The sequence below is a fragment of the Ekhidna sp. genome (genome assembly GCF_965227465.1).
Taxonomy (GTDB): domain Bacteria; phylum Bacteroidota; class Bacteroidia; order Cytophagales; family Cyclobacteriaceae; genus Ekhidna.
Genome location: NZ_OZ245746.1, coordinates 2,721,521 through 2,745,905 on the forward strand (window position 1 = coordinate 2,721,521; position 24,385 = coordinate 2,745,905).

Genomic DNA, 24,385 nt, shown 5'->3' on the forward strand with positions numbered 1-24,385 from the left:
AATCTAGAATACCCCTTCCTCCTCAAGCATTTTTCTTGTCTCATGATGCTGCCCCCAAAAATTCTCATTAATTAAACCCAGGGTTTGCCCAAAATCAGGATGATCCGAAAGTTTCAAGATAATTGGGTCCTTATCTAAAAATAAGATTAACCAGTAGAAATAGTCACTTTCTTTTGTAAAGGCTTTAAGGTATTCCATTCCTTTTTCTACATCCCCTTTAGCAGCATAGTATGCACTTAAACTAAGATTCTTATAAATGGTGGGATCGTTCTGAGCATAAAGTAAATAATCTTCATAAAATCTCTCGGCTTCTGCATAGCGTCCCAATTGATCAAGTGTAAAGGCTATTTTAATATCCTCGCTAGCATAAATGTCCAAATTAAAGGTGTTCTTGATCTTCAGGAATTTTTCATAGTAGACCCATGCTTCATCATAATCTTCCATGGTATAGCATACTTTGGCTATTTCCTGAATGATATCTACACGCATAGTATCTTTTACCAGGGTCTCTAAAAGCTCATTTTTTGCACGATTCAGATCGAAGTTTTGTGCCAGCTTGATATAGGTCAATACATATTCGGAAAACAGATTATCCGGATTATAATCCAGAGACCGTAGTACATACTTTTCTGCCTCTCGTATAAATCCGTTTTCAACCAGCGCATTACCCAAATGCAAATACGTATAGCTAGCTTCTGTTGAATCCTGATCTGAAATAGCTACTCGAATCCCTTGTAAAGCATGCTTCAAATAAAGCTGAGTATTAGGAATATAATCAGCATAAATATCGGATAACTTATTGTGCACCCATCCCGAGTTAGGACTGAAAGTGAGCACTTTTTCAAAGTATTTAACCGCAAGCTCGTACTGATTATCCTGCCAGTAAAAAAGCGCTTTAGCAATTAGACTCTCAGGCTGTTCTTCATCGTAAAGCAGTGCTTTGTCAGCATAGGTGTTTATCTCTGCCCCATACTGCTTATTGGCCTGAAAAATATCCAGGTAATAGTAGCATATCGCACTGTAAGCATATGCCAATGCAAATTTCTCATCTTCGGCTATCGCTTCTTTGAAGTACGGTAGCGCTTCCATTAATTCTTCCGATGATTCCGCATTATTCGTCAAGTCAAGACCTTTCAGGTAATAATCATATGCAACTAGGTTATCTGTTGGAATCTTTTCAATGCGCCTCTGCTCTTCGGGCGTTATGATTGCTTGTATTTTGCCTGCGATGTTTTTAGCCACTTCCTGCTGAAGTTTGAATATATCAGTAACCTCACGTTCATATTGTTGTGACCAAATATGGCGATCATTTTTTGCATCAATCAGCTGAATGGTGAGCAGGATCTGATTTCCAATCTTTTGACCACTTCCTTCTACGAAATAGCTCACACCCAGTTCCTTGGACAATTCCGGGATTGTTTTTACTGCTCCTCGATATTTTTCTACAGTAGTCCGACTGGTCACATCCAGATCTTCGATCTTTTGTAGATTATCCAGAATGGTTTCCATTAGCCCGTTGATGATGTACACATTGGATGAATCATCACTGTCATTCTTAAATGGCAATACTGCAATGGACTTGTCCAGCTCAACATAATCCTTTGATTCGCGAGTCAATAAAATCACGCATACAATCACCACCAAAAAACTCATGATTGCTAAAAAAAATACTTTATATCGCCTTTTTGCCTGATCAATTACTGGTTTTTTTTCAGACTGACTCTTTTCTTCTCCAGGTGTATAACCAAATGTTTCACGAAAGCATTTGGTAAAGTATGATGTGCTGTTGAAGCCTACTTTATATGAAACCTCTGAAACAGTATGCGAGTCTCCTTTAAGCAATTCTTTGGCATGATGAAGTCTCACCTGTCTGATGAAAACACTGACGGACAGACCTGATAGGTTTTTCACCTTTCTCAGTAAATTGGACCGACTCATGCTCATTTGCTGAGCCAAGTCAGGAACTTCAAAGTGCTCATCCGCTAAATTTTCCTCAATAATCGCTATGACCTTTTGAAGGAAATCATTCTGAGGATTCAGGAAATCGGCCATAAACATTGTGATTAAGTAGTGCCAATGATCGTCAAATTAAACCCCTTCAGCAACAAGAGTGAGGACTTTTGCATCATAGTTTATACTGTTAATTCATAGTTACAAGAGATAATTCATAGTTGACAATAATCAATTCATAGCTAATAACTCTACCGCAGCAACGATTTAGACCTTTGTATTATCAAAAACTTAAAAGTAAAACAATGAAACTATCAAAAGTGAAAACAATTAAATCAAGCTATCTGGCTTTACTATTAGTTCTAGTATTTTCGTTCAGTGCCTGTAATTCTAAAGGTCAAAATGATTCCAAACAAAAGACTTCTCTTACCAATATTCATGAAGCAGCATTTATGGGAAACATAGAAGCTATCAAAGCTCATGTAGATGCAAAATCCGATCTCAATGAAAAAGATGCTTACGGATCTTCGCCGCTAGCAATTGCGACAATTTTCAATAAACCTGAAGTTGCCAGAGCATTAATTGAAGGCGGAGCTGATATCAATATCAAAAGCGCAGATGGCTCTACTCCATTACACTCAGCAGCTTTTTTCTGCAGAAAAGACATAGTGGCGATGCTTTTGAATAAGGGGGCAGATAAAACTGCGCGGAACAACTATGGATCTACCGCGTTGGAATCTATTTCTGCGCCATTTGAAGATGTAAAGCCTTTTTATGATCAAATCAGCAGAGACCTGGGTCCTTTGGGTTTGAAACTAGACTATCAACAGGTTCAGGAAACACGACCTGTTATCGTTGAAATGATTAAAAACAGCCAGTAATGTTAGCCGAAAGAAGATATGATATTGATTGGCTAAGAGTGATCGCGATCGGATTATTATTGATCTACCACATCGCCATTGCCTTTCAACCTTGGGGCGTTCTTATTGGATTTATCCAGACGAACGATCCCATGGAGTCGGTGTGGATTCCAATGTCTATGCTCAATATTTGGAGAATCCCACTCTTGTTTTTCGTATCAGGAATGGGTGTATGGTTTGCAATTCAACGCAGGAACTGGAAACAATTATTGACCGAACGGTCTAAGCGAATTCTGTTGCCATTCTTGTTTGGAATGACGGTTATTATTCCTATTCACGTTTTTATCTGGCAGGATTATTATCATCAGAAACTCAGGTACATTTTTAACCCCTCGCATCTGTGGTTTTTAGGTAATATTTTCATTTACGTCCTTGTCCTATCCCCTATCTTCTTTTTTCTGAAAAAGAATCAGGGTGGTCGGGTACACCAAATGATTAAGAGGTTCACCAACAATTCCTTGGGACTATTGATCCTGATGATTCCGTTCATTCTGGAGGCTGAGATCGTATCACCTTCAGAATTTGAAGTCTACGCCATGACTACCCATGGATTTTTTCTTGGCCTTATCGCATTCCTAACCGGTTTTCTGTGTGTCTACAGTGGTTCAGGGTTTTGGGAAGAAGTGACAAAGCGCAGATGGGTACTACTTACTATAGCTGTAGTAATGTACTTCATACGGTTATTGATATTCGATCTGAGAACGCCAAACTATTTGATGGCGATCGAATCCTTCCACTGGATCATGGCCATATTTGGTTTTGGGTATAAGCATTTAAATAAACCCAGTCACGCACTTAGCTATTTAAGTCAGGCGGCATATCCTGTTTATATCATTCACATGGTATTCATTTACCTAGGATCATGGCTGTTTTTTCAATCAGATATCCATGTTATTTTCCAATTTGTACTTCTCAACATTTTCACATTTGCAGGTAGTTTTATTACGTATGAATTTGCAATCCGACGTGCAAAAATTTTGAGACCCTTATTCGGGTTGAAGCAAATCGATAATAGCTTTGATGTTTCTGCAACAGAACAACAGCATGATAAATCTAGAAACAGAAAGATTGAAATTCAGACAATGGAGACATGAGGATTTCCCCTTGATAGCCAAATTCTTTTCCAAAGAAGAAGATGCACGATTTGTTGGTGGAGTAAAGAATGTTGAGGATTCCTGGCGCTTAATGGCAACTTATATTGGTCATTATGAACTGCATGGTTATTCATACCTTGCACTTCAGGAACGTTCGTCAGGTAATCTCATTGGAACGGTAGGATTATGGAATTCTGAGCCATGGCCTGAACCTGAATTAGGCTATTGGTTGCTCCCCTCTTCTCAAGGAAAAGGGTATGGGGTTGAAGCTGGGATTGCTGTGAGAAATTTTGCATTGGATAAATTAAAACTTGGAAGTTTGGTCAGTTACATTAGTTCAGATAATGAACCCTCTAAAAAATTAGCCGAAAAACTAGGGGCAAAGCATGACGGAACAATTGAATTATTAGATTTTGGCCCACATGAGGTTTACAGATATGCTTAAATCAAGATTATGGGCTAGTTCTATCTTTCTAGCACTCTTTTTAAGTTGCGATAGAAAAAACAGTAAAAGTATCGGGGATAAATACTTGGTAGAAAAGGTTCCAACAGAATCTCCTTTACCTTTTCTTCCTGGCCTGGTAAGTGACAAATATTTGATTCACAAGGGGATATTTTCCAATGATTTAGATGAGTATTACTTCACCGTTTCAGACAAGAACTTTGCTAAATTTGATGTGAAAGTGATCCATAAAGAAAATGGTCAATGGTCTGCGTCAGAAAATGCATTTTTCAATAGCAATTATAATGATCATGGGATGTCATTTTCACCAGATGGAAACACAGTCTATTTCAGCTCTACAAGGCCTGTAGAATCAGAGCGAGCAGTGGATACCTGGCATATCTGGAAGTCAGAATTAATGCGTGGTAAGTGGCAACAACCGGAATACGTTGATATTCCAAATCTTCGAGAGAAGTTGACGTCTCATCCAACAATTACTCAAGAGGGGAATCTTTATTTCCACTCAAGTAATCCTGACTACAGCAACATGGATTTATTCGTTGCTAAACTGAGAGATGGCAAGTTTCAAAATGCAAAGAAAGTATTTGAAAGTGGCTCACCGAGGTGTACTCCCTATGTATCCCCTAATGGCGATTATCTCATTTATGCAAGTATTGAGGGGCAGCTGGATTTAATGATCAGTAATAAAAAAGCCAATAATAATTGGGGCACTCCAAGGCCACTTCCTTCGAGGATTAACGATAATGGACAAGGAAATCCATATGTTAGTCCAGATGGTGATTTTTTGTTTTTTACCAAAGGAGGAGAAGAGTGGAGTGTGCAATGGGTGAGCACTAAAGCATTCATGAGTATGACTGATGATTCGTACTAACCAAAAGATAAATGCTTACTATTTGTTCGCCGCACACTAAAAAAAGGCTCTTTAAAAAGAGCCCTTTTATTCCTCTATTAAATAAAGATGATCTGTGATCCCTCTTCCTGTCCACGTTCATAAAAATCACCGACAGTCAGTACATCGTCCAACTCATCCCAAAGGTCTTCCCTCTTAAGGTGAAACATGTCCATGGCAAGCTTGCAGGCAAATACTTTACCTCCTGAGGCTTTGTATATTTCTAAAAACTCACTTACAGGAGGAATATCAAGTTTATCCATTTCGCGTTTCATCATGGCACTTGCCAATGTTTCCATACCTGGTAACCCTCCGATCATCGTAGGAATATGCATCCCGGGATTACCCACAGTTGCTACATGTAGGTTGTCCATCTTCTTAGGCTGTAGCATTTCCAATCCAAAAAAAGTACAAAAAATCTCTGAGTCCAGCCCCTCCATTCTTGCTCCATTCGCTAGTATCAATGCAGCATAAACTGAGTCTACGGTAGCTTTGGAATTGATAATCATCAATTTTTTCAATGCTCGTTTTTTCTTTGTTGTTTCCTTTGCAGGTGCTTCTATTGTTTCCATTTTGGTAATATTTTAAGTTTAAATACAACTTGCGGGTTTGGGTATTCCCGCGCAGCGAGATGCCTTTTTAAGCGGGCCACCAGGAAAAAGTTGATAGAATTCCTTTATGTCCACCACCCCGGATTTGCCTATTCTTCTAATAGATAAGGCAGTTCCTTTCACTTGCTCTTCCCTCAGGTAATCCAGGATTTCAAAGTGACGATCAGTTAATTCAATTTCTTCCTCAGCAGCAATACTTTTGGCAATTTCTTTATCCCATTGGTCCATGTCCATTAGGTATCCTTGCTCATTTACTTCTACCGGTCTATTTGCAATTAGTGTTTCCATGATTCAAATATTTAGTGTGTTGTCAGTTCTTCTTTTTTTTGCTCCACCTCTTTGCCTGCATAAGACATCTGAGGTGAGATAAATGGTATCGTTTTACCTTTCATTAGTCGATTCCAGTAAATCCATCTGAAAGCCAGTTTACCCCAGTGATTGACCTTGTTTTCTTTCAACAACTTCATTGGTCCAATTCCTCTGAAAGGGAATACTCCGGGTACCGGCTCCTGATCGTAGTTAAAATCGATCAACATTGCCTTATTGAAACCTGTCTCTACAAAGCAGTTGGCATGTCCATCAAAAGCTGGCTCCAATGCCCTTCCATTAACATAATTCAGAATATTTTCAGTAAGCACCTCAGCTTCAAAGTGAGCGACAGACCCAGCTTTGGAAGTCGGGATGTTTGTTGCATCGCCAATAACAAATACATCCTCATATTCCTGAGATTGTAATGTATGCTTGTTAGTAGGCACAAAGTTTAGGTCGTCACCCATCCCACTTCGAAGGATCACATCGTCTCCCATATTAGTAGGTACAGTAACTAGCAAATCAAAAGGTACCTCGATCTCATCCCAGGAGACAATCTTCTTGTTTTCATTATCTACAGAAGCGATGGCAAAGTCCGGGACGGTATTGATGCCTTTTTCATCAAGCAGGTGCCCGAGTGTTGCAGCCGCTGTGGGTTTGGTGAAAGCTCCATCCAATGGAGTCACATAGGTGATATCTACCTTTTCTCTGATGCCTCGTTCCTGAAAGTACCAGTCAGCCAAGAAAGCAAACTCCAAAGGCGCTACCGGACATTTGATTGGCATTTCTGTGATATGAACCACCAACTTACCTTCTTCAAATTTTTCCAACTTATCTCGAAGCTGTCTGGCGCCTTCAAACGTGTAAAAATCAAAAACAGATTTTTGCCATTCTGACCCATTCATGCCCTCAACTTCCTCTGGTGCTATTCTGGAACCCGTAGCGATAATCAATAGGTCATATTTCAAGACATCCCCTTCTTCTAACCTAACCTGATGCTGTTCTGGCTCAATTACTTCAATCTTCTTTTGGATATAGTTTACTCCCTCAGGAATATATGCTCCCTTCGATCTAAAGCAGTCCTCCTCTTCATAAATCCCAAATGGAAGAAATAAAAACCCAGGTTGATAGTAATGCTTTTCGAATTGATCAACAATTGTGATCTTCCAGTCTTTAGGTAATCTCGTTTTGAGATGATTGGCCATCATTGTTCCTGCCGACCCTGCTCCGAGTATGAGTAAATTTTTCATCTTTTATCTCCTTTATTGATGGGGTAAAATAAGACCACAATGAGGGGAGTAGTGCTGACAAATATCAAGGACGGACATGAGCTATGTCGCTGATAGTGAGTTGTGTAACAAATGTTACACAAGCTTCATTCTTTTATCCAGAACCTCTAAACCATCCCTTAAATCGCAAGCGTTATGATAGTTCCTTTCCCTTCTTTCAAGGCTGGTACCATACTTTTTTAGTGAATTCAAATGGCGGTACTATATCAAGACAAAATGAAGAACACATTTTATAACTTAGACCTCATGATACGATTCATCATAGCTGCACTAGCAATAACCTCCTTATTCACTGCAAATGCTCAAACCACAAAGGGTAGCTCTGACACTAACGACGGTCCCTATATCTTCATTGAAGACCAACAACTGGTACAAAAAAGCGTGGAAGACGGAGCTGTGGTCCAAAAGGAGCTAATGGCAGATGCCTATGACACTACTTTCCGGGTGGAGCCCTCCACCTACACGGATGTGGAAAAGATCGTTGTTTTGAGTGACATCCATGGCCAATATGATTTGGCGGTCGAAATTCTTCAAAACAATAACATAATCAACAATGAATTAAACTGGAGCTATGGCAAAGGTCATTTAGTCATAGTCGGAGATATTTTTGACCGTGGAGACAAGGTAACAGAAGTCCTTTGGCTTATCTATAAGCTAGAAAAGCAAGCACAAAAGTTGGGCGGGAACCTCCATTACCTGCTTGGCAATCATGAATACATGGTGCTACACAAAGACCTGAGGTATTTACATGAAAAATATCTAATGGTTTCTGAATTGCTGGAAATGAGTTATGATGATTTGTATGGAAAAAATACCGTTCTGGGACGATGGTTGCGTTCCAAGCACACCATTATCAAAATCAACGAACATGTGTTTGTACATGGAGGGATCTCCAATGCTTTTTTAAGTACTGTTGGGTTCGACTTAACATCTATCAACAAAACCATGCGAGAATCCATTGATCGCAGTAAGGAGGAGATGAAAAAAACCGATTTTTATAAAACCTATTATGGAAGCTCCGGCCCCATCTGGTATCGGGGCTATTTTTATGGAGACCTTTCTGATCAAGCCATTGACAGTGTGTTAACTCGGACAAATTCTGAGCATGTAGTTGTTGGTCACTGTTCTAATGACGAAGTAGTGAGCTTGTTTAATAACAAAATATTTGGGGTGGATTCCAGTATCAAAAATGGACACTACGGAGAAGTGCTTTTTCTCTCAGGTAATCGCTATTATCGAGGCACTAAAGAAGGGAAGCTTGTGGAATTTGAATAAAAAAAACCGGCCCTTGCGGACCGGCTGTGAACCAAAACGAATGATTCACTACTCTACTACTCTATAACTTCCCATTCAAGATTTCCAATGTATTTGTAAGCGACCTTCCCATGCTCATTCATCGCAAATAGGAAGATCCATTCATTATCACACAGCTGACGTATGGATTCGTGTTTTTTTAGAATCTTACTCATTTCATCCACTGGAGCTTCTATGAATACATTCAGTCGCTGCGGCTCGTGCTGGTATTTTTCACCATCATGAACGGATTGTAATGGAAGCCCGACCCGAAGGTCACCGGCAAACCCTTCCAGCACGCCCAGTCCCCCTACTACATTGTGTAAGGTCTTATTGCCTGATCCAAATCGTTTGTTGTCTACTGTGGAAGCATAATACTGTAAGTTGATCCATGAAGTGACAACCATTGGAGCAGTCATAATCAATTCCAGTACGCCAAAACCCGTATCTTTTTTCCAGTCATAGCTGTGCATAAAAGATTTACCCTCCAGGTTCAAATTCGCAGTACGTTCACGAGGAGCAACGATGAAAGAAGAGCAACCTGCCAGTCCCCATTCCGGACGAACCTGAGACCAGTCTTTGCTTCGATGTATTACTCGCTCGTTTATATTTTTTCCTTTGATGTTCATTCTGACGGCTCGTTCTCGACGAGTAACCTCACCGGCGATTCGTATCGCAGTGGCTAATTCTTCAAGATGTTTCTCATGCCAAGTAGATACCTTTCCTGATGGGAAAAGTGAAATGTCATCGGTTGTAGTATCGTGCAGTGCTGCTATGAATAGCGTAGATTTTGGAATATCAATCCCTAGATCCACCAGTTTCTTTCGCACATCCGGATCATTCAAAGTAGCCGCAGCTACTTTCGCATTCGCCTCTCCGGAATTTCCACCACAGGCTCCACAATCCAAGCCAGTCGCATGCGGATTATTCGTCGTTGAGGCACCATGTCCCACAAGCATCACGATTGGAGCAAAATTCTCTGTTAGTGACATCCCCTTCAGTGCATTGTGCGCTAATTGTACCCGATCGCTCATCGGGATGCCCGATTGTGCAGTGGCTGTCTTTGTCACATCAAGTTCTACATCCTTGTGCTTTAATTGATATGCAGTTAATCCGGAACGATTCGGCTGTACCACCGGTCGCGTTAAACCCAATGAGTCAGTTACTAACTTAGGTAAATAAAACAGTCCTAATGGACTGACAAAACTGAAACAGCTAATAGCCCCTGATTTAAAAGTCTTCCATGCTTTCTTCAGATGTGCACCAAGCTTTAGACCATCAATGACACGTCTGTTTACTTCTATGCTTTGCATCCGATCCCTTACCGTATGAGAGGTGGTAAGTAATACAGGACATTGATCGGTTCCTTCATTTTGGCCAAGCTGTTGGTATTTAATTGGGAATCCAAAGAATCCCGCAAATCCCATGGTTTCAATGTCTTTATGAGCCGCCTCAAGATTTCTTCGAATAACCTCAGAGCGTACATCAATACAAAAGACCGCCTGTACCTGTGGGATGCTTTTCTCCTTAAGGGTACTATCCGCCAGGTTGATGGAACTAATAAGCTTTCGTTGATTGGCTAAATCAAACGCTTGCTGAAGAATGAGTTTTTGGTTAAGCGACTCATTAAAATGGTTAGCTGAGAGTACTCCTAATGTTTCCGCTTTAGCTTGCCTCCACTTTGTGTCCAGGTTTTGATAAGGAAGAAGCTCTTTCAAGCTCATTTCCCACACTAAAAGGATTACCATAAATTCTTCCAAAGCATTGCTTTCCTCACCTCTTAATCCGGCATCCCAGTCAATACGAGCAGCAAAACCTGCCCAGCCATTCATTTTTAGCAATAGACAATTGAGGTAATGATGCCTCATGTCCTCCGGAATATCCAAGACATTCAATGCGTGAGAAGCAGCTTCGAGGTGATCTTTTGGTAGAGATTTAACCAATTTCCGGAATCCTTTGAGCCCCATAGCGTCTGCACTAAGATCTATCTCAGCATCTTTTTTCCACGCCTCAAAAAGCGAGTTTGTTTTAGCCGTAGTTTTCCAAAGTGCTTGCTTTTCATCGAAGTATGCGGATGCCCAATGTGAGATTCTGTCTATCATGAATCTGCGCCATTTTTTTCCATTTATTTCGCTAGCAACATCCATCATGGTAGCCACTTGAAAAGAAGCTTGCTGATCGCGTAGCTTATAAAGGTTTTGAATAAACACATCAGCTTCTTCTGTATCACTCAAATTGCTTGTCTTCAATGCCTCTGCAATATCCTCACGAGTTAAACGGCCTTTCTCCAAAGCTTCGAGGTAGAACACGATCGGAAGAGTAGCTTCCGCGCCTGCACAGGTATGAAGAAAGTCCATCGCCTCATTAAATTGAGTGGACGATAAGCCCAGGTAAGGGTTAACGGCTACAAAATTTTCTAGTGACCAAAGTGGTGCAATCGATTGGGTTCCTTGTTTCAGGATGTCCCTCATTTCAGATCGAACGGATGTCTTTATTGTTGTCAATTTTCTAGTGTTTAATGGTTGACTAATAACTCAGGCTGTTGAACCATCTTTTCAATAGTTTCAATAGATGTATCAGGAGATTTTTCTTCCTCTACTGTCAGGTTAGCCCATTTGAATTTTTCATTTTTCAGGGAGCCAATCATTCGATCAAAGATCACATTTGCATAAAATCCATTTCTCATGTGAACGCCTAGTCGATAACCAATACCAGCTGACATAAGGCGCGGTGCTAAAAGTTGTAATCCGATAATGAAGGCATAGCAGACTAGCAGACTAGCAATAGCCCACTGTACGATCATGACGGGTTGTTGCAGTTCAGGTATTTCCGAGCCAAGCAAAACCCTTGCACCATGCTCCAATGTAAAAAAGGATGTAGAGACGATTAGTGCCATTCCGATGGTCAGCACTATGGCTTTTCCACTGCCTTTGGTATCGATGGTTGCTGCCAACATCTGCGCAAGGCCCATCACGATGATTAAGCCGATTGCCATCAGGTTGAAGTTTTGTTCTGGGTGGATTCCCCATATGTTGCAGAACAAAAAGTACATTCCTAACGCCAGTGAAATACTCAGCATCAATCGAAGGATGCTGCCCTTTCGCTTTGGAAGAGTGAATTTTTTAGAACGAACTACATCTACTGCACTTCCGGAGGATAAAAAGGCGTGAGCTTTGTAGAAAGAATGGGCCACTACGTGGAGGATGGCTGCTGTATATACTCCAAAACCACAAATCATCAAAGAAAATCCCATATGAGCTACACTTGAGTATCCCAATGCAATTTTTATTGAAGCTTGAGTCATATAAACTACCGATGCAATCATTGCAGTAAGACCTCCGATTATAATTAGCATCATGGATGCGGTAGAAGACTCTATCATCAGAAAGCTCATGCGAACCATTAGAAATGGTCCTGCATTTAACAATCCAGCATGAAGTAATGCAGAAACAGGTGTTGGTGTTTCCACTACTTCTATTAACCATCCATGTGTAGGAAACTGAGCTGATTTAAGCGCCGCAGTAATTACTAGTAAGGCTGTTGCCCAGTTTAACCATCCATCCATTACAAAACTTTCTGACTGGACGATTTCAAAAATAGTACTCAGGTTACCTGTCCCAAGAGATCGATAAATAAAGTAAATAGCAAGAAGTAAGCTAATATCTCCAAGACGTGCGACTATAAACTTTTTTCGAGCAGCAGCTACTGCCTGAGGTCGCTTTCGATAAAAGACCAGCAGCGAATGCAAACAAACGCTGGTAATCACCCAGAAAAAGAAGATTTGAAATAGGTTACCTGAAAGAATAAGCAACTCCACCGAAGCTATAGTTACTGCCAGGCGACTAAAAAATACACTTTTTCGTTTCTCCCCATCCAGGTAGTTGGCGCTAAACCTTAGGATAACAAATCCCAGGATCGCAATCATTACCAGCATAGACACACTTAGCGCATCTAATCTGATCGAAAAGCCCAGTTCGTTTATACCTAGCAAAGTGGACTGAAATGGACCATTAATGAATACCCTTGTTGCACAAATCAGCGCAATGACTATTCCTATCAAACCAATAGATTCTCCACTAACCTTTAATACCTCAGACTCGCTTGATCTGCGCATGGCCAGAAGCCCGGCATAACCAAGAAGTAAAAAAGGCGCCAGGAGTGGGACAAATGTTAACAATGTTGTTTGCATGTCTTTTTGATTTTAGCGAGATGTTCAGGCCCTTGCCATATTTTTTTGAGAGTAACCTCGTGGCTGTTGCTGATACCCAGCTATCGCAAATGCGACTAAGAATGCCACAACTAATAAGGTTCCGCTAAACATCCCGTAAATAAATCCTGAATTGATCCAAAGGGATGAGGCAGATACTTCCAACAAGTTGGACAAGTAAGCACCGATCTTGGCACCAAAAGCACCTCCTGCGACTGCACCGATAAGAAGAAATCTGAAATTTTTCATTTTCACTTATTTGATTTTTCTAATTGAGATTGAGTTAGTCCGTGATCTCGACTTTTAAAGTCCTTGTGTAGGTAATATTCTTTCCTAACTCCTCTGCTTTTAATAGAAAACTATGTAGCGTCATTTGAGAGATTCCTTCTATTTCCAACTCATCATCAGACGTCCAACTGGATTTAAGAGCATCTAGCTGCCCTTTATCCTCTACCGTATTTCTAAACATCTCTTCGAGCGATGCTGAAGCTCTACGCTTCTTTGCTTTCATCTCATCTGACATGGAACTGATTTGCGTATTTGTTGTCTTCATTACGAGGGTCATCTCGTCATGTGATTCGTTGCTTTTGGAGCGCGCTGTTTCATGTGTTTGAGATTGCGACTCGCTTACCGGAACTGATTTCATTAAAAGTGACATATCATTAATTTTTTATAATTGATACTGCGAAACTAATAGGGGTTATTCATTAATTTTTATTTAATTTTATTATGAATTACATAAACATAAGTATATGCATTATACCTTGCATCAGTTAAAAATATTTCTTAAGGTTTCTGATTATCAGAGCATTACAAAGGCAGCAGAGGATCTTCATTTAACTCAGCCTGCTATCTCAATTCAGTTAAAAAAATTACAGGAGCAATTCGAATTACCTCTTACAGAAGTGATAGGCAGGCAGCTTTACGTCACTGATTTTGGTAAAGAGATCGCCATAAGAAGTCGTCGAATTCTTGAAGAAGCGGACGGCATCCGCTATACGATCGATCAGCATAAAGGCTTACTTACTGGCAAGATTAAGATTTCAGTAGTGTCCACCGGAAAGTACGTGATCCCTTACTTTTTGAAAGACTTTATGGATCGCTACCCCAGTGTAGAGATTTCCATTGATGTATCAAATAAGAACCGGGTGATTGAGGGGCTCCACAAGAATGATAGTGACTTTTCGCTGGTCTCTGTGGTACCTGATGACCTTAAGGTTCATAAGGTGGAACTTATGGAGAATCAGTTAAACCTGGTGGGGAATATGGAATTTGAAGGACGTATCAAAAAACCAAAAGATCTGGAAAAGGTCACGTTGCTGCTTCGGGAAGAAGGATCTGCTACTCGTAATGCGATGGTCAATTACCTGGAAAGCAAAAATATTAAAGTAGGTAAATCGATGGAGTTGGTATCCAATGAAGCAGTAAAACAAGCCATCAATGCGGGTCTTGGAGTGTCTATCGTGCCACTGATTGGATTACGAACTGCGCTTGCCCGAGAGCACATTGCGCTCTACCCTTTGCCGGGCTTACCAATCACCACACGCTGGAATTTGATTTATAATAAGGGCAAAGCGCTAACTCCCGCACAGTCTGAACTCATCAAATACATGGAAGAAAACAAAGAGCGGCTGGTAGAAAAGCACTTCAGCTGGGTAAAATGAGACACTAAATGTAAGAATCGGATATACCGTACCAATTTTTTATCTTTATAGTGCTATGCGATACTTACTGATTATCAAATTATCCTGTTTACTGGTAATAATTACCTCTGCACAACGATTACCAGAACCAATCAATACCGAGGATCAGGAAGTATCCGGAGCATTGCTTCCCGACTCATCCGTCCTTGTCGCTCGAGGGACCGTCGAAAATTATGAAGTAAAGAGATTTGTTTTTGACGGAAGTCAATGGGTATACACTCCAAATCAGCTAACTGAACTCATCAACGGCGTGATCTATCATGAGAGTCATGTGCATTTTCGATTTTCCAATGATTTTACCAAAATGATCCTGATGCTACACGGCAAAAATGAGCATCACATTTACCTTACCGAGCAACAACCAAACGGGGAATGGAGTCTTTTTCGAGACATAATCGACCCAGGAGATTATTCATATTTTAACTTTACTCCCAGCTTCTCTTATGATAATTCGGTATTGTACCTCTCTGATAATGCCAAAAAGTCTAATATCATTTGGCGCTACACCGACACGAAGGACTTCTCAAAGAAAACTGAACACATTTTTGAAGAGTTTGGAGGAATCCTTGACGTTATCGGAATTGACAATCAATCAGTTTTGGTACTTGGTGCGCTAAAATCAGAGAAACACATGAGATGGTTTTATTTGAAGCAATTAGCGAATGGTCAGTGGTCGGTTCCTTATGGGGTAAAATCCATTGATCAAGAGCCTTTTGCCCTTTCCATTACCCCCTTCAACGACATCATGCTGTATGCAAGCTGGGAAGAAGGGGACCTTTACCTCATGGAAACTCCGGCCATTGTAAAAGAAGCCCTCACAGACATACAAAATCAATCGTCTGCCGAATCAAAACAAATCGTTGCACAAAGAAATCAGGAGCCTTTGGGAAATAAATCGAATATCGTCAAGCCAAATGGCTCTTACCACGCTTTGCTTATCGGGAACTCCAATTATCACGACGATGCGCTCGATCTGGAAAAGCCTCATGAAGATGTACTTAAATTAAAATCAGTCCTCGAGAATAACTACAGCTTTGACTCTGGCAATATCGTTGTTCTCGAAAATGCTCCGCGTGAGGTGATATTCAGCACGTTATATCAGCTGCGCACGCAACTCACCGCTAATGATAATTTGCTCATCTTTTATGCCGGTCATGGTTTCTGGGACGAACAGGTGGCGCAAGGATATTGGTGGCCGGTGGATGCAGATAAAGACAACCCTTCCAACTGGTTGTCAAATAGTGATCTGCGTGAGCAAATTCGAGGCATTAACACGGCACATACCTTACTTATTTCTGATGCCTGCTTCAGTGGCGGGATCTTTAAAACACGTGGTGGTGAGGACATCCGGAAAGCATCTACCGATATCAAGCTGCTTTATAGAATGCCCAGTCGCAGGGCCATAACTTCAGGCACGCTTTCCACCGTACCAGACAATTCTGTATTCTTCAATTATTTGGTCAAGTATCTGGAAGACAATGAAAGGGATTTTTTGCCAGCAAGTGAGCTTTTTACGCAAGTGCGGCGAAGTGTTCTCAACAACAGTCTAACCGTCCCTCAGGATGGCGTTATCATGGATACAGGTGATGAAGGTGGCGATTTTATTTTTATTCGAAAAGATCGAGAATAAGCTCATTGTTTCTAACCAAGTTTCCCTCGAAGCAGTACGAACTTGAGCTTCTTGACGTGCGATCCGCCCTTTCAGGTTCCAAATTCACCCTTATCAAAGGGGGTTAGGAGGTTGTCAAGAATGCGGCAAAACATCCCCCTTTAACTGGCGCAAGCGTCCGCTTGTGCCTATTTAAATTATTTTGAAAGCACTCCCGGCTGGCACGTCTGTGACGCGTGTCTATTTCAAAATGTAGCTTGCAAGCATCACATTGTTATGAAAGCACTCGTTGCAAACGAGCGCTAGCTAGTTTGTGAAAAAACAAATCTTCTTCTAAAATAATTGGTGTTTATATCTAAACACGCAATCCAATAACTCTTCCTTATTAAGAAAAATAATTGTGAATTAAAACAAAAGTGTTATACTTGCGTATATATACAGTATATACACTATTAACAATAGTTACAATTTAAGATTTTAGTGCAAAATAGATGAAAGTAATTATCTCAAATGCGTCCCCTGAGCCGATCTACGAGCAAATAGGCAAGCAGATTAAAACTCAGATCATTTCTGGTGATCTAGACGAGGGCGCTCCATTACCCTCCATTCGGAAGCTTGCGCAAGAACTCCACATCAGTGTGATCACCACAAAACGAGCATATGAAGAACTTGAAAAAGAGGGCTTCATTGACACAGTAGCAGGAAAAGGAACATTCGTAGCTATTCAAAACAAAGAAATGCTTCGAGAGAAAAAAATGAAATCGATTGAAGATCAGATGACGGAAATGGTCACTGAAGCTAAGAAAATGGGAATCGGATTAGAGGAACTTGAAGAGATGCTAAACATTTTATTTAATGACAATGACTAATACTTTAGAAATATCAAATCTTTCAAAGAGCTACAAAGGCTTTCACTTGAACAACGTCTCCTTCAATCTACCAACTGGATACATCATGGGGCTAATTGGCCCGAATGGTGCAGGAAAAACCACTATCATCAAAACGATCATGAACCTAGTGATGAAGCAGGAAGGGTCTATCAAAATATTTGGAATGGATCATCAAGAGCAGGAAGTAGACATCAAGAAACGTATTGGATTTGTATACGATACACCTACTTTTTACGCACACCTCAACCTCAAGCAATTGAAAAATGTAATTGCGCCATTTTATGAAAAATGGAATGACGCTGCTTTCAATGATTTGGTAGATCGATTTGGACTCCCTCTAAACAAATCAATAAAGAAATTTTCACGAGGTATGTCCATGAAAGCTTCGATTGCCATCGCCCTATCACATGATGCTGATTTCATCATAATGGACGAGCCCACTTCTGGTTTAGACCCTGTAGTACGAAGGGAGATGCTTGACTTCCTACGAGGAATCATGCAAGACGAAAACAAGTCTATTCTTTTCTCCTCCCACGTGACAAGCGATATAGAGCAGGCAGCTGACTACATCACTTACGTAAACAATGGGCAAGTAGTGTTTTCGAGGACAACAGATGAGGTAAACGAAGCATACGCATTGATAAAAGGAGGAAATGATTTGCTTGATGATGACACAAAAAAGAACATGATCGCTGTAAGAAGTGGCGAATATGGTTTTGAGGGACTTACCGCTGATTTGAAAACTTCAAAAAAGGTATTTGGCGATCAGGCTGTTTATGACAAAGCATCGCTCGAAGACATCATGTTTTTCCACAACCTTCAGCTCAAAAACGCACGCTAATGTTAAAGTTGGTAATAAAGGATTTCAGAGCCAATACGATGTACTTGCTTTTGCTCTTTGTCGTCATCGCAGGCATTAGTGCGGGGTTCAATATCACCATCAAAGCGAAGGTAGATATAGAAGTAGAATTATATGTTTTGGCCGTCATCCTAAGCACGATGATAGCATCCAAAGTATTTACCATAAGTGACAATGAGTCAAATGCGGATCTCTTTTTTGCCGGACTTCCTGTCAATCGCAAGCAAATCGTGTTGGGGAAATACCTTTCCTCTGCGATGCTTGTTTTGGTCACTTTAGGCGTGCATTTTCTTGCGATCACCTTCAGTTCAAATGAGGCATTAAGAGCAGCGCATCTTTTTATGTATCAGCCACCTTTGTGGATTTTCTCCTTTATCATACTCACCTTTTCAGATGCTTTCTCATTTCCATTTTTCTTCCGCTTTGGAATGGCAAAAGGAGCCATTGTATACGGATTTTGTCTCCTTGTTCTGATGATAGTGACCGTGCTCACTGTCAATATGCTTAACCCTACTGACCTTCTTTACCAAGTATACATCACCCTCATCAATCAACACCCTATCGCTTTAATAGTAGAGCTTGCTGTTTTCGGTTTCTTGATTTTAGGCGGTTCAATTATCATCTCCATACACGTATTTAAACACAAAGACCTATGAACAAAACGATGATCAAACAACTCATTTTCAGAGATTTCAAGGCCTATAAAACGTCGATTCTAGTGCTATCAGCATTCATATTGGTGTTCAGCATGTTCATCACCTTTATCAATACCAATACACTAGGAATATTCTCTTCCGGAATTGGGAACATCATTATGATCATCCTTGGAGTGTTTGCTGCAGAACAATCCAATAGCGTGGTGAGGATGCACACCGCCAGCCTACCTGTGACTCGAAGAGAAATTGTATTTGCACGATTCCTCTCTTCATCTATCATCATGTTGGCAAATACACTACTCCACTTTATCGTATTCAATCTCACAACTGCCACTTTACACCAAGAGCCAGTTTATACCAGTATAAGTCTGCTCGTTTTTGCGTGCTTCTATGGGATTTTTCAGCTAGCCCTATACTATTTCGTTTTCTATCGAATCAATTTGATAATTTCTGTTATCATCTTCGTGATGCCAGCAATGCTTTGGACAACTCTTTCTCCTGGAGCAGGCTTTCTAAATGATTACATCCCAGGGAATAATGGCTACCTAATGCTATTCAGCTTAGCTACATTATTCATCGTTTGGCTATCCTTTTTCACCACTGTGAACTATTACAGAAAAAAGGACTTGTAGCGTTTCTAAAAATCAACAATACAGGAGTGGTCACCCATTTAATTAAAACAGTTATTTAACAAATAAAAAATGATTATATCAACCACAGAATCGATACCAGGTAAAGAAATTTCGGAGATCGTGGGTATCGCCAAAGGCAGTACTGTACGAGCGCGACATGTTGGAAGAGACATTTTCGCAGGGCTGAAAAACATCGTTGGCGGTGAAATTGACGAATACACCAAGCTGCTTTCGCAATCTAGAGATCAAGCCATGAAACGGATGATTGACGAGGCAAGGCAAATGGGTGCAGATGGTATCATCAACATACGATTCACTACTTCGATGGTGATGCAAGCGACTTCCGAAATCCTCGCCTACGGCACAGCAGTAAAGCTTTCATAGCTCTAAGATTTTAGTCAAAGATTGAAAACAATAAACCACTACAATGCAATTAACAATTGAAAACTTAACAAAAACCTACGCCAACGGAGTGAAGGCAATCGATAACCTGAACCTAGAAATTGGTACAGGAATGTTTGGGCTGCTAGGTCCAAACGGTGCTGGCAAATCATCACTTATGCGGACGATCGCCACATTGCAACCGCCAGATACTGGCTCCATCACTTTTGGAGATATTGATGTTCTAAAAGAGCAGACCGATCTAAGAAAATGCCTAGGCTACCTGCCTCAATCCTTTGGGGTGTATCCCAAAATGTCAGCTGAAAGTCTGTTGAATTATCTGGCCACCTTGAAAGGCGTAAAATCTAAAGTTGACCGGAAGAAACTGGTGCATGAAACGCTGACCATTACCAACCTTTTTGATGTTCGTAAAAAGTATGTTGCCGGATATTCCGGAGGGATGAAGCAGCGTTTCGGAATTGCGCAGTTGCTTCTCAATAATCCAAAGCTCATCATTGTAGATGAACCAACCGCAGGATTAGATCCCGCTGAGAGAACTCGATTCCTGAATGTGATTAGGGAAATAGGAACTAAGAGTACAGTCATTTTCTCTACTCACATTGTAGACGATGTGAAAGAGCTATGCACAGACATGGCCATTTTAAACAGAGGTCGGATTTTGAAACATGCCATTCCTCAGGATGCACTCAAAGATTTTAAAGGAAAAATTTGGAGTAGCACCATTGATCCCGAGGAATTCGACACAGCACAATCAACCTTTCAGGTGCTGTCTTCCAACTACAATCAGGAGAATCGACTGAACATACGGATTTATTCAGCATCTAAGCCAGATGGAGATTTTAAGAGTGTCATACCAGACTTAGAAGATGTGTACTTCCACACATTAAAAGATGACGAGCGAGTAGTCGCTTAAAGTCCCTCAATATTTAATCAAAAAACTCATCAACATGTTCTATTCCATCTTTAAACAGGAACTCTCCTATTGGTTTACCAGACCAGTATTCTATATCTATTGCAACATATTCTTAATCGCTGCATTGCTGGTTGCCTCCATATCCGCAGGTATCTTAGATGAAGTGAGCGCTACGGTCGTTAGTAGCAAAATAGTGAATTCACCTTCATCGATTATGGGGATGTTTAATACGCTCTCCACACTGATCATTTTCTTATTTCCCACCATTTTCGGTATGTCTGTGTATAGAGACTTTAGCTGTGAGATGCATAAAATTCTGTACGCTTACCCTTTCACTAAGGCCAATTATTTATCTGCAAAATTTCTCAGTTCGCTTCTGATAGTCACTATCATTGTCCTTTTTATTGGAATTGGGCTGGCCGTAGGAGCTGTATTACCGGGCACTAACAAAGCACTTACTATACCGTTTGATTTGCTATCCTACGCGCATGTTTACCTTGTTTACACCCTACCCAATACAATATTGTACGGGTCGATTGTTTTCGCTGTAGTAATGTTTTCCAGAAACCTCACAGCTGGCTTCATCACAGTTATTGCCCTTTCGCTAATTCAAGGATTGACAAATTCACTGCTACAAGACCCAGAAAACCGTATACTCGCCGCTTTCATGGACCCATTTGGTTACTCGGCCACCCAATTCTACATTCAATATTGGACAGCCGCGGAGATGAATGAGCTTCATATCCCTATTACAGGGTACATTCTTTATAACCGACTGACCTGGCTGAGTATGGCTGCATTAATTTCAGCTGTAGCGTATCGATCCTTTTACTTTGGCCAACAGGCGCTTTCCTTTTCCTTTCGGAAAAAAGCGAGCGAGCGTACCATGCCTCCTAATTTTGGCAACATCACCCAAGTGATACTTCCAAAGGTGAAATTTGACTTTTCATTTCTACAAAACGTAAAGGTGATGTGGAAACTCTCCAACCTTGACCTGAAATTCATTTTGAAAAGTTGGCCATTTGTTGCCCTTACATTATTTGGCGTCATTATGATCATAGTGGAACATTCGCAAGCCGGTGTTGTGCGAGGCACTGGTATGATACCTGTAACCTGGAAGATGATCAACTATAGCGAAGCTTTCCAATTTGCAATGATTGTTTGCACGTTCCTGTATTCAGGGCTACTGATTCAGCGTGCCAAATCAACTGAAATGCAACCCCTGGTTGACACAACCCCTGCTCACAATTGGGTCTTGCTTGGCTCAAGATTCATTGCCCTAATCAAAATGCAATTCGTGATGCTACTGATGGTCCTGATCTCAGGTATCATTTTTCAGTTATCCAAAGGCTACTATAATGTTGAAATTGACCTGTATGTAATCGGTTTGTTTGGCACGAATTTGTGGCAGTTCTTGATCTGGGCTTTTCTTGCATTTTTTATACAAACGATCGTTCGAAACGCATACGTCGGCACATTCGTACTCATCATGATATTCATGGCTTGTGCCACTCCTTTGCTTAGGATGATTGGTGTGGAGCAGGATGTATTTGTGTATGGAAGAGGTCCAGGCACATGGTATTCAGATATGAATGGTTTTGGAAGTAGTCTATCTCCATTTTATGCCTATACATTGTATTGGATGCTTGCAGGATTACTCCTACTAATAGGCGCAGGCTTTTTGATGGATCGTGGGTTTCATGTATCCTTTCGGGAACGACTGAGCGTGATGAATACTCGATTTAAGGGCTCCAATAGAATGGTATTCTTCATTATACTACTTGGTTTTTAGGAATGGGATTTCGAATTTACTACGAAGACAACATTGAAAATTCACGCGCTTCTTCAAAGGAAATTGAAAAGTATCGTGCAGAATGGGAATTGAAATATGGGCATCATGCTGGCGCTGTGCAGCCACGAATTACAGATATCAATACCTTCCTAGACATATTTCCAGAGTCACTTGATTTCAAAGCAGGTGGCACATACAAAATGGTGAATAAGTCTACAGTAAGCATTGATACCATTTTCCTTAAGTACAATGATTACTATTCTCGCTTTGCATTTAATAAACCTACCGAGATTATATCAGAGGATACCATTTTCAGGTTCAATAGATACTTACTGACACAGTCGCTAATGCCCGGTGACAGTCTAGAGCTTACCTTCCAAGTTTGGAACAAACCCAACACCTTCTTGAGTACTCATTCCCCAGTATTGAGCAACGGCACCTTTCTAAATAAACACAAACTATTTCCTACACTTGGGTTTCCCGGGGGTGGGTTAGTGGATGATCAGGTTAGAAAAAAGTTTGGTTTGCCTGAATTGTCTCCCACACCATCACCTTCTGACACAGCCGCTTTAGCAAATCATTCCCTATCCAAAGATTCAGACTGGGTCAATTTTGAAACCATCTTCAGTACTTCGATAGACCAAACAGCCATTGCGCCCGGTTATTTACAAAAAGAATGGGTAGAGAATGGACGCAGATACTTTCATTATAAAATGGATAGTAAAATGCTCAATCTCTATTCTTTCAATTCTGCTAATTATGAAATCAAAAAAGACCGTTGGAATGACGTTAGTTTGGAGATTTATTATCACAAGGGACATGAATATAATCTGGATAGAATGATGGATGGAATGAAAGCCGCGCTGGTGTATTGCTCAGAAAATTTCAGTCCTTATCAGCATAAACAGGCACGGATAATTGAGTTTCCAAAAACGTTTGGGAATTTCGCACAAGCCTACCCCAACACCATCCCTTTTTCTGAGGGACGTGGTTTTATTGCAGATGTAGATGATTCTGAGGAAGGAGGAGTGGATTACGCCTTTGATGTTACTGTTCATGAAATGGCGCACCAATGGTGGGCGCATCAAGTCATTGGGGCGGATGTAGCTGGCGCTGGTGTTTTGGCAGAAGGACTTGCCGATTATGTTCGTTTGAAGGTGCTTGAAAAGCACTATGGAAAAGGTAAAATGCGGAAATACCTCAAATACGCCACGGACAAATATCTTCGCGATCGGGGTAGTGATCCAAAAGGCGAAAACACAGTGATTTATGAAGATAATCAACCGTACATTCGATATTCCAAAGCATCTGTGGTGTTGTATGCACTGAGCGATTACATCGGCGAGGATAAAATGAATGACGCCCTAAGCCGCTATATTGAAAAAGTAAAGTTTCAGGAGGCACCCTACACTACTTCATTGGAGTTGGTGGAGTTTCTCAGGTCTGCAACTCCAGATTCCCTTCAATACACCATTACAGACATGTTTGAGACCATCACTTTGTATGACAACAAAATGATTAGTGCCACTTACAAAAAGTTAGCAAATGGACAATATCAGGTAACGTTTGAGTTTCACGTCAGTAAGTTTAGAAGCGATGCAAAAGGAAATCGTAGTTATGGAACTGAAGTGGCGAAATGGGGAAACACGAGTTCAATTAAGTTAGCAGACTACCTGGACATTGGCATTTTTGGTGAAAATGAAGAGCAGTTACACCTGAAGAAACATAAGATTACTTCCATTCATAATGAACTCGCAATTATTGTGGATAAAAAACCTATCGAAGTTGGTATAGACCCATACCATAAGTTGATTGATACCGATGCTGAGAATAATCGAAGCGATGTTAAGCTGATAAGCAATGATTAATGAGTAAAATTGAACACTATCGAGAACGAAAGTGGT

The 24,385-nt window shown here is 40.7% G+C and carries 23 protein-coding genes; 15 read left to right on the plus strand and 8 right to left on the minus strand.

What is annotated here, in order from left to right; genetic code table 11:
• Window positions 1–3 precede the first annotated feature (3 nt).
• A complete protein-coding gene (locus ACO05G_RS11835; RefSeq protein ID WP_421762971.1) occupies window positions 4–2,052 on the minus strand; it encodes a helix-turn-helix domain-containing protein in 2,049 nt (682 codons plus the stop codon).
• Window positions 2,053–2,255: 203 nt separating this feature from the next.
• On the opposite strand from ACO05G_RS11835, the gene ACO05G_RS11840 reads away from it, so the two are divergent.
• Genes ACO05G_RS11840 through ACO05G_RS11855 form a run of 4 tightly spaced genes read left to right on the plus strand, consistent with a single transcriptional unit; the run spans window position 2,256 to window position 5,298 of the window.
• The gene (locus ACO05G_RS11840) at window positions 2,256–2,831 is read left to right on the plus strand and encodes an ankyrin repeat domain-containing protein (RefSeq protein ID WP_421762972.1); all 576 of its coding nucleotides are present in this window, start codon (window positions 2,256–2,258) and stop codon (window positions 2,829–2,831) included.
• The gene (locus ACO05G_RS11845) at window positions 2,831–3,964 is read left to right on the plus strand and encodes an acyltransferase family protein (protein WP_421762973.1); all 1,134 of its coding nucleotides are present in this window, start codon (window positions 2,831–2,833) and stop codon (window positions 3,962–3,964) included. Before ACO05G_RS11840 ends, ACO05G_RS11845 begins: the two co-directional genes overlap by 1 nt.
• The gene (locus ACO05G_RS11850; protein WP_421762974.1) at window positions 3,915–4,409 is read left to right on the plus strand and encodes a GNAT family N-acetyltransferase; all 495 of its coding nucleotides are present in this window, start codon (window positions 3,915–3,917) and stop codon (window positions 4,407–4,409) included. The genes ACO05G_RS11845 and ACO05G_RS11850 overlap by 50 nt, the downstream gene beginning before the upstream one ends.
• The gene (locus tag ACO05G_RS11855; protein WP_421762975.1) at window positions 4,387–5,298 is read left to right on the plus strand and encodes a TolB family protein; all 912 of its coding nucleotides are present in this window, start codon (window positions 4,387–4,389) and stop codon (window positions 5,296–5,298) included. Before ACO05G_RS11850 ends, ACO05G_RS11855 begins: the two co-directional genes overlap by 23 nt.
• A gap of 77 nt (window positions 5,299–5,375) precedes the next feature.
• Here the strand turns inward: ACO05G_RS11855 and ACO05G_RS11860 are convergent, their stop codons facing one another.
• From ACO05G_RS11860 to sqr, 3 genes are read right to left on the minus strand one after another with little or no spacing between them, the layout of a single operon-like run.
• Window positions 5,376–5,888, minus strand: a complete 513-nt coding sequence (locus tag ACO05G_RS11860; RefSeq protein WP_421762976.1) for a DsrE/DsrF/DrsH-like family protein — start codon at window positions 5,886–5,888, stop codon at window positions 5,376–5,378.
• Window positions 5,889–5,906: 18 nt separating this feature from the next.
• Window positions 5,907–6,215 carry a TusE/DsrC/DsvC family sulfur relay protein gene (locus tag ACO05G_RS11865; RefSeq protein WP_421762977.1) on the minus strand — a complete coding sequence of 103 codons (309 nt, stop codon included), beginning with the start codon at window positions 6,213–6,215 and terminating at the stop codon, window positions 5,907–5,909.
• A gap of 11 nt (window positions 6,216–6,226) precedes the next feature.
• The gene (gene sqr / locus ACO05G_RS11870; RefSeq protein ID WP_421762978.1) at window positions 6,227–7,486 is read right to left on the minus strand and encodes a type III sulfide quinone reductase, selenoprotein subtype; all 1,260 of its coding nucleotides are present in this window, start codon (window positions 7,484–7,486) and stop codon (window positions 6,227–6,229) included.
• Between the two features lie 285 nt (window positions 7,487–7,771).
• Between sqr and ACO05G_RS11875 the strand changes: the two genes are divergently transcribed.
• Window positions 7,772–8,800: a metallophosphoesterase gene (locus tag ACO05G_RS11875; protein WP_421762979.1), complete on the plus strand. Its 1,029-nt coding sequence runs from the start codon at window positions 7,772–7,774 to the stop codon at window positions 8,798–8,800.
• Between the two features lie 56 nt (window positions 8,801–8,856).
• Here ACO05G_RS11875 and ACO05G_RS11880 read toward each other — a convergent pair whose 3' ends face one another.
• Genes ACO05G_RS11880 through ACO05G_RS11895 form a run of 4 tightly spaced genes read right to left on the minus strand, consistent with a single transcriptional unit; the run spans window position 8,857 to window position 13,683 of the window.
• The gene (locus ACO05G_RS11880) at window positions 8,857–11,322 is read right to left on the minus strand and encodes a YbcC family protein (protein WP_421762980.1); all 2,466 of its coding nucleotides are present in this window, start codon (window positions 11,320–11,322) and stop codon (window positions 8,857–8,859) included.
• 11 nt (window positions 11,323–11,333) lie between these two features.
• Window positions 11,334–13,007, minus strand: coding sequence for a proton-conducting transporter membrane subunit (locus ACO05G_RS11885; RefSeq protein ID WP_421762981.1), 1,674 nt, complete (start codon window positions 13,005–13,007; stop codon window positions 11,334–11,336).
• A 24-nt stretch (window positions 13,008–13,031) separates the two neighbouring features.
• Window positions 13,032–13,274: a hypothetical protein gene (locus ACO05G_RS11890; protein WP_421762982.1), complete on the minus strand. Its 243-nt coding sequence runs from the start codon at window positions 13,272–13,274 to the stop codon at window positions 13,032–13,034.
• A 34-nt stretch (window positions 13,275–13,308) separates the two neighbouring features.
• Entirely contained in the window at window positions 13,309–13,683 is a 375-nt protein-coding gene (locus ACO05G_RS11895; RefSeq protein WP_421762983.1) for a hypothetical protein, read from the minus strand.
• Between the two features lie 94 nt (window positions 13,684–13,777).
• Here ACO05G_RS11895 and ACO05G_RS11900 point away from each other — a divergent pair, with 94 nt between their 5' ends.
• From ACO05G_RS11900 to ACO05G_RS11945, 10 genes are all read left to right on the plus strand, one after another.
• Complete coding sequence (locus ACO05G_RS11900; RefSeq protein ID WP_421762984.1) at window positions 13,778–14,689, plus strand: LysR substrate-binding domain-containing protein; 912 nt, start codon at window positions 13,778–13,780, stop codon at window positions 14,687–14,689.
• 55 nt (window positions 14,690–14,744) lie between these two features.
• Window positions 14,745–16,358, plus strand: coding sequence for a caspase family protein (locus tag ACO05G_RS11905; protein ID WP_421762985.1), 1,614 nt, complete (start codon window positions 14,745–14,747; stop codon window positions 16,356–16,358).
• Between the two features lie 470 nt (window positions 16,359–16,828).
• Window positions 16,829–17,206: a GntR family transcriptional regulator gene (locus ACO05G_RS11910; protein ID WP_421762986.1), complete on the plus strand. Its 378-nt coding sequence runs from the start codon at window positions 16,829–16,831 to the stop codon at window positions 17,204–17,206.
• Window positions 17,199–18,068: an ABC transporter ATP-binding protein gene (locus ACO05G_RS11915; protein WP_421762987.1), complete on the plus strand. Its 870-nt coding sequence runs from the start codon at window positions 17,199–17,201 to the stop codon at window positions 18,066–18,068. The genes ACO05G_RS11910 and ACO05G_RS11915 overlap by 8 nt, the downstream gene beginning before the upstream one ends.
• Complete coding sequence (locus tag ACO05G_RS11920; protein ID WP_421762988.1) at window positions 18,068–18,742, plus strand: ABC-2 transporter permease; 675 nt, start codon at window positions 18,068–18,070, stop codon at window positions 18,740–18,742. The genes ACO05G_RS11915 and ACO05G_RS11920 overlap by 1 nt, the downstream gene beginning before the upstream one ends.
• Window positions 18,739–19,374: an ABC-2 transporter permease gene (locus tag ACO05G_RS11925; protein ID WP_421762989.1), complete on the plus strand. Its 636-nt coding sequence runs from the start codon at window positions 18,739–18,741 to the stop codon at window positions 19,372–19,374. The genes ACO05G_RS11920 and ACO05G_RS11925 overlap by 4 nt, the downstream gene beginning before the upstream one ends.
• Window positions 19,375–19,443: 69 nt before the next feature.
• Window positions 19,444–19,758 carry a YbjQ family protein gene (locus ACO05G_RS11930; RefSeq protein ID WP_421762990.1) on the plus strand — a complete coding sequence of 105 codons (315 nt, stop codon included), beginning with the start codon at window positions 19,444–19,446 and terminating at the stop codon, window positions 19,756–19,758.
• A 43-nt stretch (window positions 19,759–19,801) separates the two neighbouring features.
• Window positions 19,802–20,689 carry an ABC transporter ATP-binding protein gene (locus tag ACO05G_RS11935; protein ID WP_421762991.1) on the plus strand — a complete coding sequence of 296 codons (888 nt, stop codon included), beginning with the start codon at window positions 19,802–19,804 and terminating at the stop codon, window positions 20,687–20,689.
• A gap of 34 nt (window positions 20,690–20,723) precedes the next feature.
• Window positions 20,724–22,481 (plus strand): ABC transporter permease, encoded by a 1,758-nt coding sequence (locus ACO05G_RS11940; protein WP_421762992.1) that lies wholly within the window; start codon window positions 20,724–20,726, stop codon window positions 22,479–22,481.
• Window positions 22,482–22,483: 2 nt separating this feature from the next.
• A complete protein-coding gene (locus tag ACO05G_RS11945; protein WP_421762993.1) occupies window positions 22,484–24,349 on the plus strand; it encodes a M1 family aminopeptidase in 1,866 nt (621 codons plus the stop codon).
• The last annotated feature ends 36 nt before the right edge of the window (window positions 24,350–24,385 follow it).

Coding starts and splice junctions, on each gene's coding strand:
- ACO05G_RS11840 (WP_421762972.1), top strand. CDS start 2,256: ATGAAACTATCAAAAGTGAAAACAATTAAATCAAGCTATCTGGCTTTA.
- ACO05G_RS11875 (WP_421762979.1), top strand. CDS start 7,772: ATGATACGATTCATCATAGCTGCACTAGCAATAACCTCCTTATTCACT.
- ACO05G_RS11920 (WP_421762988.1), top strand. CDS start 18,068: ATGTTAAAGTTGGTAATAAAGGATTTCAGAGCCAATACGATGTACTTG.
- sqr (WP_421762978.1), bottom strand. CDS start 7,486: ATGAAAAATTTACTCATACTCGGAGCAGGGTCGGCAGGAACAATGATG.
- ACO05G_RS11930 (WP_421762990.1), top strand. CDS start 19,444: ATGATTATATCAACCACAGAATCGATACCAGGTAAAGAAATTTCGGAG.
- ACO05G_RS11855 (WP_421762975.1), top strand. CDS start 4,387: ATGAGGTTTACAGATATGCTTAAATCAAGATTATGGGCTAGTTCTATC.
- ACO05G_RS11850 (WP_421762974.1), top strand. CDS start 3,915: ATGATAAATCTAGAAACAGAAAGATTGAAATTCAGACAATGGAGACAT.
- ACO05G_RS11860 (WP_421762976.1), bottom strand. CDS start 5,888: ATGGAAACAATAGAAGCACCTGCAAAGGAAACAACAAAGAAAAAACGA.
- ACO05G_RS11845 (WP_421762973.1), top strand. CDS start 2,831: ATGTTAGCCGAAAGAAGATATGATATTGATTGGCTAAGAGTGATCGCG.
- ACO05G_RS11915 (WP_421762987.1), top strand. CDS start 17,199: ATGACTAATACTTTAGAAATATCAAATCTTTCAAAGAGCTACAAAGGC.
- ACO05G_RS11940 (WP_421762992.1), top strand. CDS start 20,724: ATGTTCTATTCCATCTTTAAACAGGAACTCTCCTATTGGTTTACCAGA.
- ACO05G_RS11900 (WP_421762984.1), top strand. CDS start 13,778: ATGCATTATACCTTGCATCAGTTAAAAATATTTCTTAAGGTTTCTGAT.
- ACO05G_RS11945 (WP_421762993.1), top strand. CDS start 22,484: ATGGGATTTCGAATTTACTACGAAGACAACATTGAAAATTCACGCGCT.
- ACO05G_RS11925 (WP_421762989.1), top strand. CDS start 18,739: ATGAACAAAACGATGATCAAACAACTCATTTTCAGAGATTTCAAGGCC.
- ACO05G_RS11890 (WP_421762982.1), bottom strand. CDS start 13,274: ATGAAAAATTTCAGATTTCTTCTTATCGGTGCAGTCGCAGGAGGTGCT.
- ACO05G_RS11935 (WP_421762991.1), top strand. CDS start 19,802: ATGCAATTAACAATTGAAAACTTAACAAAAACCTACGCCAACGGAGTG.
- ACO05G_RS11895 (WP_421762983.1), bottom strand. CDS start 13,683: ATGTCACTTTTAATGAAATCAGTTCCGGTAAGCGAGTCGCAATCTCAA.
- ACO05G_RS11885 (WP_421762981.1), bottom strand. CDS start 13,007: ATGCAAACAACATTGTTAACATTTGTCCCACTCCTGGCGCCTTTTTTA.
- ACO05G_RS11905 (WP_421762985.1), top strand. CDS start 14,745: ATGCGATACTTACTGATTATCAAATTATCCTGTTTACTGGTAATAATT.
- ACO05G_RS11835 (WP_421762971.1), bottom strand. CDS start 2,052: ATGGCCGATTTCCTGAATCCTCAGAATGATTTCCTTCAAAAGGTCATA.
- ACO05G_RS11865 (WP_421762977.1), bottom strand. CDS start 6,215: ATGGAAACACTAATTGCAAATAGACCGGTAGAAGTAAATGAGCAAGGA.
- ACO05G_RS11910 (WP_421762986.1), top strand. CDS start 16,829: ATGAAAGTAATTATCTCAAATGCGTCCCCTGAGCCGATCTACGAGCAA.